This window comes from Streptomyces gelaticus (assembly GCF_014649535.1).
Taxonomy (GTDB): domain Bacteria; phylum Actinomycetota; class Actinomycetes; order Streptomycetales; family Streptomycetaceae; genus Streptomyces; species Streptomyces gelaticus.
This window is the reverse complement of the sequence record NZ_BMTF01000041.1, coordinates 16,381-32,737: the sequence shown is the minus strand read 5'-3', so window position 1 is coordinate 32,737 and position 16,357 is coordinate 16,381. Positions and strand designations below refer to the sequence as shown.

The following is a 16,357-nucleotide window of genomic DNA, read 5'->3' as shown; positions in this document are numbered from 1 at the left end:
CACGGTGGCAAGGGCAAGGGCAAAGGCAAGGGCGACCACGGTGGTGGCAAGGGCGACCACGGTGGCAAGGACAAGGACAAGGGCAAAGGTAAAGGTAAAGGCAAAGGCAAGGGTGACCACGGTGGGTAGGCTTGCGATCATCTGACCGACACGGGGTCAAGGGCTGAACTGGCGCGCAGACTGAACCGCACCGGGATCGGTGGACGCTCTATGCGTTGACTTCAGCCGCCGATTGGGGCTGGTGTTGAGCGTGATGGTTGACCTCGTTGCTCGTGCGGTGGGATGTCACCGATCGCGCTGTGGAGGCGCTGATTGTTGAACCAGTCGACCCATTCCGCCGTGCCGAGTTCGATGTCGGCGAGGCCGACCTGCTCGACGCTCTTCCCGGAGAGCGTCTGCCCGACCTCGGCGAATTGCGTGCCTGGGGCGTGCTCGGTTCCAGTCCGGCTGCGCCCCCGTCTCCGCGGCGAACCCTCGGGACCGGTGGCCGTGCCGGCGAGGAACAGCCCTGCCATCCCGCCTGACATCGCCTCGGCGCCGGTGCGGCCACAGAGTGGTGCCGTACCTGCGAAACGCCTGGTGGGCGGCACCCCACACGGGGTGCCGCCCACCAGGCGTCGGTGGTGCAGGTGTCAGCTGACGTGGAGGGTCAGGTTCTGCCTGCTTCGTCCTCGAAGCAGATGTAGCCCCCGCAGTCGGCGAATTCGAGGGGTCGTTGCAACACTGCTGGTCAGCTGGCTAGGTCCAGTAGCTTAGCGAGGCGCTCGGCTGGGGTTTCCCAGCCGAGCGTTTTGCGTGGGCGGCTGTTGAGTTCGGCGGCCACGGCCTGGAGGTGTTCGGGGGTGTGGGCGTTCAGGTCGGTGCCTGGGGAAGTACTGCCGCAGCAGGCCGTTGGTGTTTTCGTTCGAACCACGCTGCCAGGGGCTGGCTGGGTCGCAGAAGTAGACCGGGATGTCGGTGGCGACGGTGAACGCGTGGTGGGCGGCCATCTCCGAGCCCTGGTCCCAGGTCAGGGACCGCCACAGATGCGGCGGAAGGGTATGGACGGTGGCGGCGAGCGCGTTGCGGGTGGCAATGGCGCTGTGGCCGACCGGCAGGTGCACGAGCATCACGTAGCGGGTGGACCGTTCGACGAGGGTGCCGATGGCCGAGCGGCCGTCCTTGCCGATGATGAGTCGGGTAGCGGGGACGCATTACTGCGTCCCCGCCCCCTCAAAACCGTGCAAGCAGCTTTTGGCTTTATCGAGCAGTAGTGACGTCACTTGTCGATGGGTTTGGGAGGCGCTCCGATCCACGGTCGGGTGATGTTGATGAGTTTGGGAGGCGCGGGGGCTCTTGCCAGGACAGCATCGGGATGCTCTTGGTGAAAGGTGCTGGTCATGCCGCAGATGTCGAAGGTCGAGCTGTACGCGGCGATCCGGCGTGACCATCGCGGCGGCATGTCGATGAGGGAGCTTGAGCGTAAGCACGGCGTGACCTGGCGGACGGTGCGCAAGGCGTTGGACTCGTCTTGGCCGGAGCCTCGCAAGAAGCTGCCACCCCGAGCCACCACGTTGGACCCGTACAAGCCGGTGATCGACGAGATCCTGCGGGCGGATCTGGACGCGCCCCGCAAACAGCGGCACACGGTCACCCGGATCTTCCACCGGCTGGTCGAGGAGCACGGGGCGGACGTCTCCTACGGGGTGGTGCGCTACTACGTCGCCGGCCGGAAGCCCGAGATCCTGGTCGAGTCCGGCAAAGCGCCGCTGGAAGCGTTCGTCCCGCAGACCCACCTGCCCGGCCACGAAGCGGAGGTCGACTTCGGTGACGTGACCGTACGCCTGGCTGGCGAGCTGGTGACCTGCTATTTGTTCTCCTTCCGGCTGTCGTATTCGGGCAAGGCCGTTCACCGCGTGTTCGCCTCATGCGGCCAGGAAGCCTTCTTCGAAGGCCACGTCCACGCGCTGCGGACTCTGGGCGGGGTTCCCCGGACCAAGGGTCCGCTACGACAACCTGAAGGCCGCCGTCGCCAGGGTGCTGGGGCAGAGCCGCGGAAGAGTTGAGGCCGACCGGTGGATCGCCTTCCGGTCGCACTTCGGCATTGAGAGCTTCTACTGCCGGCCCGGCATCGAAGGCGCCCATGAGAAGGGCGGGGTCGAAGGGATGATCGGCTACTTCCGTCGCAACCATTTCGTTCCTGTCCCCGAGGTCTCCTCGCTTGCCGAGCTGAACGAGATGGTCGAACAGTGGGACCAGCAGGACGATGCCCGCCGCATTGGGGCCCGGCCCAAGACCGTCGCGGAGTACTACGCACTCGAACAGCCACTGCTGATACCGCTGCCCGAGGAACCGTTCGAGACAGGACGGTTGTTCACGCCGCGGATCGACCGCTACGGCCAGATTTCTGTCCGCACCAATCGCTACTCGGTCCCGATCCGGCTGATCGGCAAACGTGTGCGGGTCGTGCTGCACGCCTCTCATCTGGTGGTTTACGACCAGAACGTGGAAGTGGCCCGGCACGAGCGGCTGATCGCGAAGGGCGCCGTTCGTCTGGACCTGGACCACTACCTGGAAGTCCTGGTCCGCAAGCCCGGCGCCTTCCCCGGCTCCACAGCGCTCGAACAGGCCCGTTCAGCAGGCAGGTTCACCCCGGTCCACGACGCCTGGTGGGACCAGGCTCGCAAGATTCATGGTGAGCGGGACGGCACCCGTGCCCTGATCGAGGTCCTCTTGCTGGGGCGTCATCTGCCCCACGAGCATGTCGTCGCCGGCCTAGCCGCAGCTCTGCGGGCCGGCGCCATGACCGCTGACGCGGTCGCTCTGGAGGCCCGCAAGGCCGCCCAGGCCGAGACCGAACCCACCCCAGAGACCGACCCGGCTGGATTCCGGCAAGCCGTCGGCGACGGTGACCTCCCTGCACGAATGGCGACTCGCGCACCTTCCGCCGGACACCAGGCCGCTGCCCTCGGTGACCCCCTACGACCAACTGCTCCGACGCCGCCGCACCAGCGGCGGTGACCACCGTGAGGGAGAAGCACAGTGACCCTGCCCCGCCAGCGAGGCTTGACCGAGCAGGCCGCCGACGCCGCCATCGACAGCGCCTGCCGCCTGCTGCGGCTGCCCTCGATCCGCAACGAGTTCTCCGACATCGCCGAGCGGGCGCTGAAGGACCAGATGAGCTACCGCGGGTTCCTCGCAGAGCTGCTGATGGCCGAGTGCGACGACCGGGCCCGCCGCCGCTCGGAGCGGCGAATCAAGGCAGCAGGCTTCCCGCGGGAGAAGTCACTTCGGGCGTTCGACTTCGACGCCAACCCGAACATCGACGCCGCGACCATCCACACCCTCGCCAGCTGCGAGTGGATCAAGAAGAGCCAGCCGCTCTGCCTGATCGGCGACTCCGGCACCGGCAAGTCACACATGCTCATCGCCCTGGGCACCGAGGCCGCCATGAAGGGCTACCGCGTCCGCTATACCCTCGCCACGAAACCGGTGAACGAGCTCGTCGAGGCCGCCGACGAGAAGCAGCTGAACAAAACCATCGCCCGCTACGGCCGCGTCGATCTTTTGTGCATTGACGAACTCGGCTACATGGAACTGGACCGCCACGGCGCCGAACTCCTCTTCCAGGTCCTGACCGAACGCGAGGAGAAGAACAGCGTCGCCATCGCCTCCAACGAGTCCTTCGGCAAAGCGCACATGTTCCGGCGAACCCGTGCGAGGTGCTGCCGAAACTTCACGGGTTCAACCGGCGGGCGCCATCGTCACGGTCACGGCGTCGGGAATCAACGCGATCAGCTGTTGAGACCAGCAGTCCGACTGCTGGGTGGCGACCTCGGCTCCACACGCAGAGCAGACAAGGTTGGGGCCATCCAGGCCATCGAGACCGCAGCATCCGTTGCGGCGTCCGCGGTCAGGGTGCCTGACCACTCCCGAGACGTCGTCGGGATTGAGGATGAACACGCCGGTGTGAGTGCTGATCGCGTACGACCCGCGCGGCATGAGGGGTGGCAGAAACCTGTGGCCTGGGGACTCCTCTGTGACTGGCGGCGGCATCGGCACTTCCCGAAGGTCGGGGCTGATTCGCTGCTGACAGGTAACGCAGGAGAAGACCGTCATGGCCGCAATTCTGCGTGATCCTCTGCTGTCAGCTCCCATCATTTCCGGCTCGGCTCCGAAGCCGGGAGGCGACACTCGTCGACGCGGTCGGCGAGGTAAATCAAGGTGGCTTGCGGGTCCATGCCGAAGGCTGCGGCGACGAGCTTGGGGTCCATGGTGTTCACGAGGTCTAGAAGGCGGGTGCTGCGGATCGTCCGGGGCGGGTAGCCACAGTCGTCAAGGACGTGGGAAAGATAGGCAGTTGAGGCCGGGCTTCGCCCGGCCTTCGTTCCTTTGGTGACTACCACGTGCGGGTTGGCCGTCGGCCATGCCTCGCGGTGAGCCATGCAGCGTTGCAGCACGGTCCAGGAGGCGGGGTCCAGTGGGACGGGGTGAGGTCGCTTGCCGAGCCGGATCGTCTGGGCGGCCGCGTCGATGTCGGTGATCTGCAACATCCGGACCTCGGCGCTGGAGGCACCATGCAGCAGAGCGAGCATGCCGAGCAGGGCCTCGTGCGGGTGGACATGCTCGCTGGTGGTCCAGCGGCGGAAGAGCTCGCGCTGCTGGTCGAGTGTGAGAGTCCGGCCGCGGAAACCGTTCCGTTCCTTCACGATCAGAGTGCGGGTCGGGTCGATCAGCACGATGTGCTGGGAGCGGGCAAAGCGGAAGAACTGCCGCAGTACCACCAGCCGGCGCTTCCGGGCCTTGGGCAAGGTGGCCAGGAAGGCTTCGACGTCGTGCACGTCGACCAGGGCCCAGTCGTCCTTGCCGCAGCGCTGGGTGAGGAAGCGGGCCAGGTCCCGCAGGATGCTCAGGGCGGTTTCCAGAGTGTGGTTGCTGCGGGGGCGGGTGCCGGCCCGGCGGGCCCGGTCCCGGGCCCTCATGCGGGAGGCGTCGAAGGCGGCCACGGCTGGCCGGAGTGGTTCTGGGACGGCGTCGATGCGGCGCTTGCGCCGCCCGGCAGCAAGCCGCTCGGCCTGGTCGGTGGGCAGGGCCAGGCCGCTCAGGGTGAAGAAGTCCTCCAGCGCGCGGGCGAAGCAGCCCATCGAGCGTCCGGGTCTGCGGGATCGCTCCAGCAGGGCCCGGGGCGAGTTGGAGTGCTCGTCGTTCAGGAGCCGGCCCAAATCGGTGACGAGGCCGCAGGCCCGGGCGACGCAGAAGCGGGCCGCGACATGCGCGACGAAGTCTTCGAGCCAGGCGGGCGGATCGGCGAGTTGGTCGCGGAGGTGTTCGCCGCGGATGAAGGGGCGGCCTGGGTGCCGTTGCCAGCAGGCCGAGCACAGGCCCAGTCCGGCATGCCGCCGCAGCTGACCGCACTCGCGGCAGATCCGGGGCGGCTGCTTCACCGGACCCGGACGCGAGCAGGACCCGCACCAGCCAGTGTCCTCCCGCAGATAGCCTGGCTTGCCGCAGCGGGGGCAGGGCCGCTGGGCGGCGAGCCGCTCGGCTTTATTGCGGCAGTCCCGGCAGAGCCGGTTACCAGCCGAGCGGACGGGATGGCCTCACTGGTCGCAGACGCGCGAGCATCTGATGCACCAGCCAGTGTCCTCCTGGAGGACCCGGTCTTTGCCGCAGGCCGGACATGCCGCCTTCGCGGCCTGCTCCTGCATCCGGCGCCAGCATCGGCAGCAGTGCTGGCGGTCGCGATAGCCGACCGGTCCGCCGCAGGTGATGCAGTCCCGTTGCCTTTTGCCCACGGTGGTCGCCGCCGGTCACAGGGGAGGCATCGACCGGCCCCGGGCGGAGGCCGCCTGCGGCACCTCCGCGACGGGCCGGGGCGGTGTGATGGGCCGTTCAACGGGTGTGGTGTCGACCTCGATCAGGTCGTTGGGGGTGCACTCCAGCGCCGTGCACAACGCGGCCAGCGTGGTCATCTTCACCTGCGAAGGCTCCTTGGTGAACAGCGCGGACACCGAGGCGGAGGAAAGCTCCAGGCCGGCCTTCTCGGCCAGCAGCCGCCGCAGCTCGGTACCGGTCCACACCTCACGCTGGGCGGCCGCCATCCGCAGCCGCCATTGGATCTTCATGCCGTGGTGTCCTTCCCGGTCAGCTCGGCCAGGGTGCCGGCGACGGCCCGCTGATAGGCGTCCTCGATGAACGTTGCGGAGGGCCGGACATAACGCATGGTCGAGCTGACCGTCCAGTGACCGAGCATCTGCTGGATCGCCACGAGGTCGACGCCGCGTTCGTAGTTGTGAGTCGCGCATGCCCTGCGCAGGGCATGCGGGCTGAACCTCTCTGCGGGCGTGCGCCCTTCGAGCTCCATGAGATAGCGAAGCCGGTTGCGGATCGTTCCGCGATGCAGGGCTCCGCCGGACTCGTCGGCGAACAGCACCGAAGAATCAGGGAACTTGGACCGCACATCCTCCAGGAACCACCGCAGCACCATGTCCAGGCCGTCGAGCATGGGCACCCAGCGCGGCCGCGGCCCGGAGGTGTGGGCGCCCTTGCCGAAGCGGACGTGCAGCTTGCCGAACGGGCCGCGGCTGAAGTGCACATCCGGCTTGTCCAACAGCGATGCCTCCTCCGAACGGAGCCCGGCGTGATACAGGGTTCGGAACATCGCATAGTCCCTTGCAGCCGGCCCGTACTTCCGGGCCGTGGCGATCCGCTGCTTCATGAAGTCGAAAAACTCCGCCACCCTCTCGGGCGTCGGCGGCGGCACCAGGGACGGGGAGTCATCGCCGACATGCCGGGAAGCATTGAACTCGTCGACCGGGCAGACCAGCCGGACGCCGAACGCGGCCTCGATCTCGGCCGCCTTGCGGGCCTGCAGGAACCGGTGGAACCCCTTGAAGATCTGCACGTACTCGCGCCGGGTCGACGTCGCCCGGCCCTTCACTGCCAGGTCACCCACCACGCGGTCAATGTCCTCCGGCGTCACCTCCCACGCCGGCCGCCCCAAAGCCGTCAGCGTCCGCTCCAGCAGGCCAATGTCGTTGTCGATGGTCACCGGGCTGAACCCGCGGGCCCGCCACGAGGCGACGAACGCATCAACGCACGCGGTCTGAAATTGCCACGGGTCCGTCGCCAGGGGCTCTCGCGGGACAGCCCCGCCCGCGATGACCTGGAATCTCGCCTCGGCCACCGGCACACCTTCCTCGCACCTGAACGGTCAAGGCAGCACCTGGAAAACCGGGGTGCTACCGCGAGAACCAACGAGGACCGCAGGAAAGGGATACGGCCAGGTGGCAGCGGCAACCCGTGTGAGGGAACAAGTGCCAGCCCCAGATGGCTGGACCAAGACCTTCACCGACCCCCGCCTCTGCGCGGCCATCGTCGACCGTCTCACCTTCAACGGCACCATCATCGAGACCGGCACCGACTCCTACCGCCTCGCCAGCACCCGCGCACGAGCCGAAGAGCCTGCCAAGGTCGGCTGACCTCTGCCGCTACGTCTCGATGGTCCGCTCAGCCCGCCAAAGTGCTCTGGTGAAAGTACATTCACCAGCCCGTTTCCGTCATGATGGTCCCGGCGAAGCGGACACTGGCCGGACTCCGAACGGGATAGAGGCCGGAATGTGCTGCGGCAGCCCGCTGGGCGCCGTGGGTAGGTGTTACTTGAGGTGTCCGAGGGCCTTGGCGCGGTCCTGTGCCCAGCCGGCGAGGAGGACGCCGATGGCGAGGGCAGCGATGTAAACGCACAGGGCGCCCGGGAACGGCAATCCGCTGAGCACCCCACCGTTGTCGTGATCGATGAGCAGCCGGATCGCGCCTTGGCCGCTGAAGACCACTAAAGCCATTCCGATGATCAGCAGAACGACGAACTTCATGATACCCCCTCAGACATTTTAACAATGCGCATGCATTGTAATAGACTGCCGATGGCGATGCAATGCGAACGCATTGGCTCGCCAGGGAGGACGCATGCCGAAGATCGTTGACCATGAGGAGCGCCGACACCGCCTGGCCGAAGCCGTCTGGACACTGACGCTCCGCGACGGACTGGAGGGTGTGACGCTTCGCAAGGTCGCGGTGGAGGCCGGGGTGTCCATGGGCCAGGTGCAGCACTACTACGCCACCCGGGAGGACCTGGTCCGTGACGCGATCGACCGCGCCGTGCGGGCACTGAACGCTCGGATTGAAGCATCCATCAGGGCAACCGACCCGGCGAGTGCGGAGACGATGCTCCGTGAATGCCTGCGCGCGATGCTCGCCCGTGACCCGGAAAGCCTGCGCCTACTCCAGCTGTCAGTCGCGGTCGTCGGAAGGGCGATCTCGGATCCGGCTATGGCCGGTGTGCTGGCGCCAGGTGGCGGCGAGCTTCTGGACTTCACCGCGGGACTCATCGCCGCGGCCTGGCAGGAACGGGGCGCGCCAGCACGGGGCAACGGCCTGATCGACGCCGACATCTGTTGGAATCTGGCCACGAGCCTGGGGGTCGACGTCGCCCTGGGACAGCGTTCTCCCGACGAGGCACTCAGGGTGCTGGACTATCACCTGGACAACCTCCTGGGCTGACCACCGCGTCGCCCAGCGCATCACGCGGCGACACCGCGTTTCGTAGGTGGTCGCTCATGAAACAGCGACGCCCGGTATGGCCGCGTTGAGCATTCCCCGTTTCAAGGGACAGCACCCCTCGCCCGCGCGACCCGGGTCAGAGATAGGAGCCCGGGGCCTGCTCGGCGCCCTCCGTTGTCGGCGAAGTACGTCAGGTGAACGATGCCCGGGGCGAGTACGACCCCTGAGGTCTGGCTGCCCCTGATCGGAGACTCCGGGGCTACTGAACCGGCACTCGTCACGGTGAGAATCGACGTCGCATCCCGGCGCCTGCCAGACGCACCGATCTCGATGGACTCGGGGTCGAGAAGCTGCGAGACCAGGACCGGCGAAGCACGCCGGTCAGAGTCGAGAAGCCGCAGCTCCGCCTCAATACCGCCTGAACGGCCCGCTCACTCTCCTGCCATGCACGAACCCTACGGACGCCCCATCCCGTCACAGCGAATAGTTGACGCGGCCCTGGGAGCAACCGGCAGTGCCATCACTTCTCGTCAACAATCCGAGTTGGGTTGATCACCAACTGCCTTCGGAACCCGTGCACAAGTGCTGTCACTACACACCGATGAAGCCAAGCTTTCACCGCACACGGCTCAAGCAAGCCCCAGAGGCTCGTCGGCAGGCAAAAGTGCTGGACTCGTCATCGTGGCGGCTCCATTCCGCCGTTGACAATGAGCATTGTTCATCTTGAAGTTGCTGGTCACGGGGCTGGCGTGGGTCGAGGCTGGGGTGCTCGCGCTGGTCGGGGGCGTGATCGGTAGCAGGTGATCGTCCGTCAACGCTGGACCTCGGCGTTTGGCAGCACGAGGAGAGCCCGCAGAAGCATGGTCGCGTGGCGGGCGTTCATGCGGACCTTGGTGAGGATCCGCCAGTTCTTCAGATCGGCAAAGCCGTGCTCGTTCGCCGCTCGTTCGCGGCTGACCAGCCGGTTCGCCTCCTTCTGGGTGGCAGTCAGGGGATGGCCGCGGGTCGCTTTGCGGCCGGTGACGATCACCGGGTCGTCGGGATTGTCGTCCAGGCCCAACGGAGCCGAGGTCGGCGAGCACCCCCAGGCCGGCCTCCCGCAGGTGGGCGGTGATCTTGTTGTGGCGGGCAGTGGTGATCTCCGAGCAGCGCCCCGGCTTCGCCGCCGAGATCCACACCAGGTTGCCGCGCTCGTCGGTCAGGGCGAGGAACAGCAGGCCGTGGGCCTTGTGTTTGCCCGAGTAGTTCGGCCGGTTGGCGTCCCCGGTGCGTCGGCGAGTACGGACGAGGGTGCCGTCGAGCAACACAACGACGCCACCCTTCCGGGCGATTTTCTTCAGGGCGCGGTCCAGGCGCGGGGCCCGCGCGGCGAGCAGGCCGAGCACTTCCAGCAGCCAGCGGCGCACGGTGGAGGCGGAGACGTCGTTGCCGCCCGCGATGTCGGAAAGCCGCTGGTCGTGGCGGAGGCCCGCCAGGACGATCAGGGCGATCCGGCCGGGCGGGAGCTTGCGCCAGCGCGAGCGGATCTTCTTCAGGTGCCCGCGGACCAGGCCGGAGACCAGGTCCAAAGTGGCGCTCGACAGCGGCAGGCGGCACTGGTAGACAAGCCCTTCAGTGCCCTCGGCGGGGCGGTTGTTCCTTCCCATGGACACCCCAACTCCTGTCGGGGGCCTGCACGTTACGCCGAAATCCAGCCGCGACCGGTCAGACCGGCGGCTGCGGCAGGGCAGTGAAGCGGCCGGCTGGGGTGCGGTGCAGCCAGCCCGGTCCGCCAGGCGCCTGAGCTTGTCGCGGACCGGCTCGACCTGCCCGGGCTGGGTACCCCTGCCGAGTTGGACGCTGACGTCCTTGGCCGGGACCGGCTCCGAAGCCGCGGTCACCATCTTCATGATCGCCTGGTAGTCGGCGGGCAGCGCGCTCTCGTCCACACCCGGCTCGCGGTGCGGGACCAGCAGCATCCCGCCCACACCCGGTGCCGTCGTTACCCGTTCCAACTCCTCAGCCACGGCCCGGTCGTCAGCCTGCCCGCTCCGCTCGGCCTCGATGAACTGCCCGATCACCACCTCGGCAGCCTCCAGCCGGGCCACCTCGGCATCGATCCCGGCGAGCTCCTTGCGCAGCCGCTCGGCGCGATCGGCCAGCACCACCCTCCGCTGCATCACCCAGACCAGAACATCCGCCATCAATAGCCCCTTCCCACCCGTGCTTTCCTCGGAGCTTACGAAGCCCTCTGGACCCGGCATCGCGATTCCGGCGAACCGGCAACGCGCCGGATGATCACCTGCTACCGATCACGCCCCCGACCGGCACGAGCACCCCCAGCCTCGACCCACGCCAGCCCCGTGACCTGCAACTTCAAGATGAACAATGCTCACTGGGGTGTTGCAACGACCACTAGAACTGAAGGGCCGCCCGGGCCCTTTTACCTCCGCCCAGGTCGCCTCCTTCCACACCTTCACCGCCTCCTCGTCGCGCTCGGCGACCCGCCGCACGGGGACCTGTGGGGAGAACCCGAGCCGGTGCATCAGCCGGGTGGCGCCCGAGACGCTGTAGGAAACGTGGAACTTCCGGCCGATCAGCGTGGCCACTCTCGCAGCGGTCCACACCTGGTCCTCCACCCAGCCGTGCGCGGCCGGCCCCTCCTCCAGATACGCGGCGAGCTTGTCCAGGCAGCGCGGCGACAGACGGCATCGGGATCCGCTCGGCCCGCGCGAGTCCAGGGCCCCGATCCCGCCGTCCCGCCACAACTGGTGCCACCGGTAGGCCGACTTCCGGCTCACCCGGAGACGCTGGGCGACCTCCAGCGGCTTGATCTTCTGCTCGAACAACCCGGCCGCCTGTCGCCGTACGGCCTCCCGACGCTGCCGCCCCGCAGCGGTCAGCCCGCCCCCATCCGCATATCTCACACAACACGAGATACAGCCCGCACCCCAGGCCCATCAGGCACATCGACAAAGATCACCCTGACGAGCCGAAGTCAGTAACGACGTCTGCCAGATCAGATGTGTGCGGCGACCCAAGAAAAATTACCCAGAGCGAAACCATGGTGACGCATACCTGTTCGCCATCGCTTACCCAGCGCATCCCGTCACCCCGCGCCACCTGAAACGCCACCACTCCCACCAGCGAACACGCAGAAGGATTCACCACTCAACATAAATTTGCGCAAATTATGCAAATGCTTGGGAGGGTGGAGTCAGTGATCTGTCTCATTCCCATGGAAGATCTGGCTGATCCCGCACGGCCCGCAACGGCGGGGAGATGGGGCCGTTGTCGAGGTCGTGCCCTTCAGGTCCGCGATCGCGCGACTGGTCAACCGGCTGAGGAGGACACACCACTTGGTCACCTCCAACGCGGCTTACGTGGCGGCCGTCGATGGGGTGCCACCCAGAGCCCCGGAGCAGTCGTCGGCGGCGGCCCTTCAGCTGTCCTTGGCGAGGGCGTCGGCGAGCTGGTCGTGGGTCATGCTGCGCCCTTTGACGCCGGCCTTGGTGGCCTTCTCGTACAGCTTGGCCTTGGTCAGCGACCGCAGCGAATCGGCGTCCGGGGCCCTGGTGTGCTTCTTCGCGGCAGGCTTCTTCCCGCCCCCGGTCTTCTTGGGGGTGCCGGCCTTCTCCGCGGTGTCCTTCGGGCTGCGGGCCCGCTCGACGCTTGCGCGCAGGGTCTCCATGAGGGTCGACCACACCGGTGGGTCGTGCGGCCGGCTCGGCCTTCTCCACGGCCTCGCCGGCGGCCTTGGCCCCGATCAGCGCCTTGACCTTCTCCTGGAAGGTGTCGTGGAAGTCTTCCGGATCCCAGTCGGTGGTGAGGGCGTCGATGAGTTGGTGGGCCATCTTCACCTCGGCGGCGGTCGGCTCCGTCTTGCTCGGCAGGTCGGGGACCTCCTGGTGGGGGTCGCGGATCTCGTCCGTCCAGTGCAGGGTGTGCAGGGTCAGCAGGTCGTCCTCGGCCTTCAGGGCGACGAGGTACTCGCGCCCGCGCATCACGAAGGTCGCGATGCCTGCGTTGTTCGACTCCGCCAGGGCCCGCTGGAGCAGGGCATACACCTCGCCGTACTGCTCGCCCCGTGGCCCGAGGTAGTACGTCTGGTCGAAGAAGACCGGTTCCACCATGTCGAGATCGACGAACTCGGACACCTCCAGGGCCTTGGGCCGCCCCGGCACGCTGTCCTGGACTGGCTCGACCACCGTCGCAGCCGCTGGCCGAACACGGCGAACCCCCACCTGCTGATCACCCAGAAGACCGCCGTTGAACTCGGCCCGGTCGGCAAGCTCTGGACCACCCGGGCCACCCGCAACCTCACCGTCACCCTCGAACGGCTCCGCGTCGACCGCCAGCTCGAAGAGGCCTCACCCACGGCGCCGACCCCCTTCACCTCGCCCTCGTTTTCGGCATCGACGAGAAGACCGCCATCCGCTACGCGGACTCCGCACGGGCCTTGCTGGACCAGGCCGCTGAACAGCCATTTCGGTGAAGTCTGCTCGACCGGTACATGCCTTTGATGGGAGAACATGCCGTCAGGGCAGAGTCAGCAACCGGGGCTGCTCGGTGGAGACGATGTCAGGGCGAGCGCGGCGATCCGCAGCTCGGCCGCCCACGTCCGCTGGTCAAGCCCCAACGTGTACTCGATGCAGCACCCGCATTGCGGGATCAGCGATACGAACGATCGTTCCTCAACGGTTTCGACCTCCGTCTCCCACCAGTCGTCCGTCGCCAGGTCGGCGGGAGTGATTTCCCCGTTGATCAGCCTCGCCGCCAGCCGACGCAGCGCGTGGCGCCGTGCCAGGCCCGGATCAGGCAACTCGAGTCCGGCCTCGGAGAGTGCTTGCTCAAACGCGTCGCGGATATCGCGGGCATCCGCGTTGCGAGGCAATCCGGCGAGCTCGCGCAACGTCGGGGTGTCCAGCCCGGCCGCGAGCGCCTCGGCAGCAATCATCGCAGGTCCTCCGGGCGGATCTCATCCGCCTGATAACGGCACGCCACCTCACCCAGAGACGTGAGGCCGCTCCGCGTTGAGGATTCCGGTTCCGGTGTTGTTCCTGCTGTTCTCATGACTCGTACGATGCCAGCACCGTCCCCAAGGAGGGTTGCTAGGGGGCGGTCCGCTCAGTACTCACCCCGCGTGTTCGCCTGAACCCGAAGGCCGAACCAACGAAAACACGACAGCCCATCCTCGGGTTCCCGTGGAAAGACCTTCAGTTTGCGTGAACCCACGGGACTCTGGGCCCCGGTCTCCTATCTCTGACCCACGGTGCAAAGTAGCCCGCCGCGCTTCTGACCGCCCCGTTGCTTCGTGCCTGGCCACTTCGTTACTGACTTCGGCTCGTTGGGGTGAACCTTTTCGAAGTCCCTGACGCGTTCGCCGTGGTGGCTGTATTCCCTGTTGTGTGAGGTATGCGGATGGGGGCGGGCTGACCGCTGCGGGTCGGCTGCGTCGTGAGTCGGTGCGGATGCAGGCGGCCGAGTTGTTCGAGCAGGGAACCAAGCCGTTGGAGGTGGCACGGCGCCTGCGGGTGAGCGGGAAGTCGGCCTACCAGTGGCAGCAGTTGCGGCGGGAGGGCGGTGCGTCGGCGCTGGCCTCCCGTGGCCCGAGCGGTTCGCGGTGCCGACTGTCCCCACGCTGTCTGGAGAAACTCGCTGCGTATCTGGACCAGGGCCCGGCCGCGCATGGCTGGGTGGAGGACCAGGTGTGGACCGCGGCGAGGGTGGCCACGCTGATCGGCCGGAAGTTCCACGTCTCCTACAGCGTCTCGGGGGCGACGAGGCTGATGCACCGGCTCGGTTTCAGCCCGCAGGTCCCTGCGCGGCGGGTGGCCGAGCGCGACGAGCAGGCCGTCACCGCATGGAAGGAGGCGGCCTGGGCGGAGGTAAAAGAGCCCGGGAGGCCTGCGGGGGCTACATCTGCTTCGAGGACGAGGCAGGCTTCACCCGACGGCCGCCCAAAGGACGCACCTGGGGCCGGCGCGGCCGCACCCCTGTCGTGACAGTCAGCGGCCGCCGCTCGGGACGTTTGTCGGTGGCAGGACTGATCGCCATGCGGCCCGGCTCCCGCACCCGGCTGTGCCACCGCCTGCGCACCCACCCCTCCGGCAAGGGCAAGCGCCGAAGCATGGGCGAGCGCGACTTCATCGCACTGATCGACGGTGTCCACCAGCTCGTCAAGGCACCGATCGTGCTGGTCTGGGACCGCCTGAACACCCACGTCTCCCACGCCATGCGCGGGCTGATCGCCGAGCGTGCCTGGCTGACAGCCGGGAGTGGATCACCGCCCAGGAGAGCCGGCCCGGCATCTGACACCGGGCCGGCCACCCCCGGACCGGCGTCGGCCCAGAAGCGGTCGGAGATTCGACAAAGAGAGCAGAAGGAGCAGTACGTTGTCGTGGAAAGACGCGGTCCAGCCCGTCCTGCGGATGCTGCTCCAGCCGGAGACCTGGACCGACCCGCACCTGGAGATGCTGCGCCTGGGCGCGGAGCACGAGGACATCGAGGCCGAGGACATCGTGCTGACCCTGGCCGTGGGCGGCGGCCTGGTGACCGGCACCCTGGTCTCCACCGACACCTGGGAACGCCTGCACCTTCGTCAGCTCGGTGACCACGACGACACCCTGCGCAGGGTCGCGCGCCACGCGATCGGGCACCTGGACGAGGCCGCGGAGAAAGGCCGACGCCGCCGCGAGGTCGACCCCCGCTTCCTTCATTTGCAGGACGTGACCCACCTCTCCGGCCGGGCCACCCACACCCTGCCGACCTGGCGCGGCCCGATCTCGGCGATCAGCGGCTGGACCCTCGGCGAACCCGACAAGAGCTGACCTGCCGCCGCGCATACCTATTCCCAGGGACCGGCGGACCGGAATCCGGAAGACCGGCCGCGGGCCCAACCCCGCGTCTACCGTGCGGGTATGACACATGATCACTCCACCGTGCCCGCCGCGGCGCTGACCGCGCGGGCCGAGTACGACACCGACTGGCACGTCTACATCGACGCCCCCCAGGGGCCCGCTCGGCTACGCTTCCTCGCCGAGCTGCTAATGGCCGAGTGCGATGACCGGGCACGACGCCGCAGGGTGCGCGTGGTGGTACGGAGGACGGGACTCGACTTCCCCGGTGCGCCGGTCGACCTCGGTGCGCTCGTCCATTCAGGTGGCTAGCCGTCAAGGCGGTTGTGTCATATTCCGTTCGTATGGGTCACTTGGGTATCCGAACCGGTGGGCCGCCCATCCCTCTCCGGGGGAGCGCGGAACCGTTCTGTTCGCCGACCGTCCATGCTTGACGGACCTCGGCATCGTTTGCTCCGGATGGGCGCCCCCGAAGAGGACTTGGACCCGACCAGTCGCCCCTGCTCCTGCCCCTGCCGGGTAGTGGCAGGGGCTGGTGGGAGCCTCCGGCCTTTGCAAGGGAGCGGTGCGCGAGCCATCCGCGCACAACGGAGTACCTCGTCATCAAGGCCACGAGCGTGGCCGCGGACTCGTCGACCCGCGTGCGGCCATGGACGCCGCGAGCGAGCCGGTACCAGTGATGTGAACACCTCGGCCGCATGCCGAGGACAGTGCGATGGCTAGCAGTTCTTCACCGCGAGGGCAGCCCCGGCTCGTACGGAGCGGCGCCCGCGCGGGTCGGTCACGGCCTTCGGGGCCGACGGCCCGCGGTACGGACATCGCGGCACCAAGCACCCGGCGCGGCGACGGCCGCTGACGGCGCCTTGTCCCAGCGGCAGCTGCCGGGCGCTTCCCCGGGTGCGCCCTCGGCGTGCCCGCGGGACAGCCAACTGCCGGATCAGGAAGTCAGGTTCACGAACACGGAGGACGATCATGCCAATCAG

At 67.7% G+C, this 16,357-nt stretch carries 11 protein-coding genes and 7 pseudogenes; 7 read left to right on the top strand and 11 right to left on the bottom strand.

Annotated features, from left to right (window positions below; translation table 11 throughout):
• Positions 1–221 precede the first annotated feature (221 nt).
• On the bottom strand, positions 222–515 hold the full coding sequence (locus IE107_RS32905; RefSeq protein ID WP_189548011.1) for an integrase core domain-containing protein: 294 nt from the start codon (positions 513–515) through the stop codon (positions 222–224).
• Between the two features lie 215 nt (positions 516–730).
• Positions 731–1,175, bottom strand: a pseudogene (locus IE107_RS32900) (IS30 family transposase); the annotation flags it as partial.
• A 213-nt stretch (positions 1,176–1,388) separates the two neighbouring features.
• Here IE107_RS32900 and istA point away from each other — a divergent pair.
• Both istA and istB read left to right on the top strand, forming a co-directional pair.
• A pseudogene (gene istA / locus IE107_RS32895) lies at positions 1,389–3,025 on the top strand (IS21 family transposase).
• A pseudogene (gene istB, locus IE107_RS32890) lies at positions 3,022–3,669 on the top strand (IS21-like element helper ATPase IstB); the annotation flags it as partial. The pseudogenes istA and istB, both read left to right, overlap by 4 nt.
• 467 nt (positions 3,670–4,136) lie before the next feature.
• On the opposite strand, the gene IE107_RS32885 reads toward istB, so the two are convergent.
• From IE107_RS32885 to IE107_RS32875, 3 genes are all read right to left on the bottom strand, one after another.
• The gene (locus IE107_RS32885) at positions 4,137–5,423 is read right to left on the bottom strand and encodes a tyrosine-type recombinase/integrase (protein WP_229867437.1); all 1,287 of its coding nucleotides are present in this window, start codon (positions 5,421–5,423) and stop codon (positions 4,137–4,139) included.
• Positions 5,424–5,789: 366 nt separating this feature from the next.
• Positions 5,790–6,104, bottom strand: coding sequence for a helix-turn-helix domain-containing protein (locus IE107_RS32880; protein ID WP_189548010.1), 315 nt, complete (start codon positions 6,102–6,104; stop codon positions 5,790–5,792).
• Positions 6,101–7,165: a tyrosine-type recombinase/integrase gene (locus IE107_RS32875; RefSeq protein WP_229867435.1), complete on the bottom strand. Its 1,065-nt coding sequence runs from the start codon at positions 7,163–7,165 to the stop codon at positions 6,101–6,103. The genes IE107_RS32880 and IE107_RS32875 overlap by 4 nt, the downstream gene beginning before the upstream one ends.
• A gap of 145 nt (positions 7,166–7,310) precedes the next feature.
• Between IE107_RS32875 and IE107_RS32870 the strand changes: the two are divergent.
• Positions 7,311–7,460, top strand: a pseudogene (locus tag IE107_RS32870) (ATP-binding protein); the annotation flags it as partial.
• A gap of 174 nt (positions 7,461–7,634) precedes the next feature.
• Here the strand turns inward: IE107_RS32870 and IE107_RS32865 are convergent.
• On the bottom strand, positions 7,635–7,850 hold the full coding sequence (locus tag IE107_RS32865) for a hypothetical protein (RefSeq protein ID WP_189548009.1): 216 nt from the start codon (positions 7,848–7,850) through the stop codon (positions 7,635–7,637).
• A 94-nt stretch (positions 7,851–7,944) separates the two neighbouring features.
• Between IE107_RS32865 and IE107_RS32860 the strand changes: the two genes are divergently transcribed.
• A complete protein-coding gene (locus IE107_RS32860; protein WP_189548008.1) occupies positions 7,945–8,538 on the top strand; it encodes a TetR/AcrR family transcriptional regulator in 594 nt (197 codons plus the stop codon).
• Between the two features lie 629 nt (positions 8,539–9,167).
• Here the strand turns inward: IE107_RS32860 and IE107_RS36305 are convergent.
• The 5 genes and pseudogenes from IE107_RS36305 to IE107_RS32840 form a co-directional block, all read right to left on the bottom strand.
• Positions 9,168–10,721, bottom strand: coding sequence for a transposase family protein (locus IE107_RS36305; protein WP_444545023.1), 1,554 nt, complete (start codon positions 10,719–10,721; stop codon positions 9,168–9,170).
• Between the two features lie 222 nt (positions 10,722–10,943).
• A pseudogene (locus IE107_RS32850) lies at positions 10,944–11,444 on the bottom strand (winged helix-turn-helix domain-containing protein); the annotation flags it as partial.
• Positions 11,445–11,959: 515 nt separating this feature from the next.
• The gene (locus IE107_RS35515) at positions 11,960–12,208 is read right to left on the bottom strand and encodes a hypothetical protein (RefSeq protein ID WP_229867432.1); all 249 of its coding nucleotides are present in this window, start codon (positions 12,206–12,208) and stop codon (positions 11,960–11,962) included.
• Between the two features lie 91 nt (positions 12,209–12,299).
• Positions 12,300–12,650 (bottom strand): annotated as a pseudogene (locus IE107_RS36300) (Ku protein); the annotation flags it as partial.
• Between the two features lie 416 nt (positions 12,651–13,066).
• Positions 13,067–13,474: a hypothetical protein gene (locus tag IE107_RS32840; RefSeq protein WP_189548006.1), complete on the bottom strand. Its 408-nt coding sequence runs from the start codon at positions 13,472–13,474 to the stop codon at positions 13,067–13,069.
• A gap of 451 nt (positions 13,475–13,925) precedes the next feature.
• Between IE107_RS32840 and IE107_RS32835 the strand changes: the two are divergent.
• From IE107_RS32835 to IE107_RS32820, 3 genes and pseudogenes are all read left to right on the top strand, one after another.
• A pseudogene (locus tag IE107_RS32835) lies at positions 13,926–14,788 on the top strand (IS630 family transposase); the annotation flags it as partial.
• Positions 14,789–14,912: 124 nt separating this feature from the next.
• Complete coding sequence (locus IE107_RS32825) at positions 14,913–15,347, top strand: GvpU-like protein (RefSeq protein ID WP_189548014.1); 435 nt, start codon at positions 14,913–14,915, stop codon at positions 15,345–15,347.
• 90 nt (positions 15,348–15,437) lie between these two features.
• Positions 15,438–15,686, top strand: a complete 249-nt coding sequence (locus tag IE107_RS32820; RefSeq protein WP_189548005.1) for a hypothetical protein — start codon at positions 15,438–15,440, stop codon at positions 15,684–15,686.
• Positions 15,687–16,357 lie beyond the last annotated feature (671 nt).

What these genes read in the sequence shown, in the direction of transcription:
- IE107_RS32905 (WP_189548011.1), bottom strand. Translation starts at nt 515, where the DNA reads ATGGCAGGGCTGTTCCTCGCCGGCACGGCCACCGGTCCCGAGGGTTCG.
- IE107_RS32880 (WP_189548010.1), bottom strand. Translation starts at nt 6,104, where the DNA reads ATGAAGATCCAATGGCGGCTGCGGATGGCGGCCGCCCAGCGTGAGGTG.
- IE107_RS32865 (WP_189548009.1), bottom strand. Translation starts at nt 7,850, where the DNA reads ATGAAGTTCGTCGTTCTGCTGATCATCGGAATGGCTTTAGTGGTCTTC.
- IE107_RS32860 (WP_189548008.1), top strand. Translation starts at nt 7,945, where the DNA reads ATGCCGAAGATCGTTGACCATGAGGAGCGCCGACACCGCCTGGCCGAA.
- IE107_RS36305 (WP_444545023.1), bottom strand. Translation starts at nt 10,721, where the DNA reads ATGGCGGATGTTCTGGTCTGGGTGATGCAGCGGAGGGTGGTGCTGGCC.
- IE107_RS35515 (WP_229867432.1), bottom strand. Translation starts at nt 12,208, where the DNA reads ATGGAGACCCTGCGCGCAAGCGTCGAGCGGGCCCGCAGCCCGAAGGAC.
- IE107_RS32840 (WP_189548006.1), bottom strand. Translation starts at nt 13,474, where the DNA reads ATGATTGCTGCCGAGGCGCTCGCGGCCGGGCTGGACACCCCGACGTTG.
- IE107_RS32820 (WP_189548005.1), top strand. Translation starts at nt 15,438, where the DNA reads ATGACACATGATCACTCCACCGTGCCCGCCGCGGCGCTGACCGCGCGG.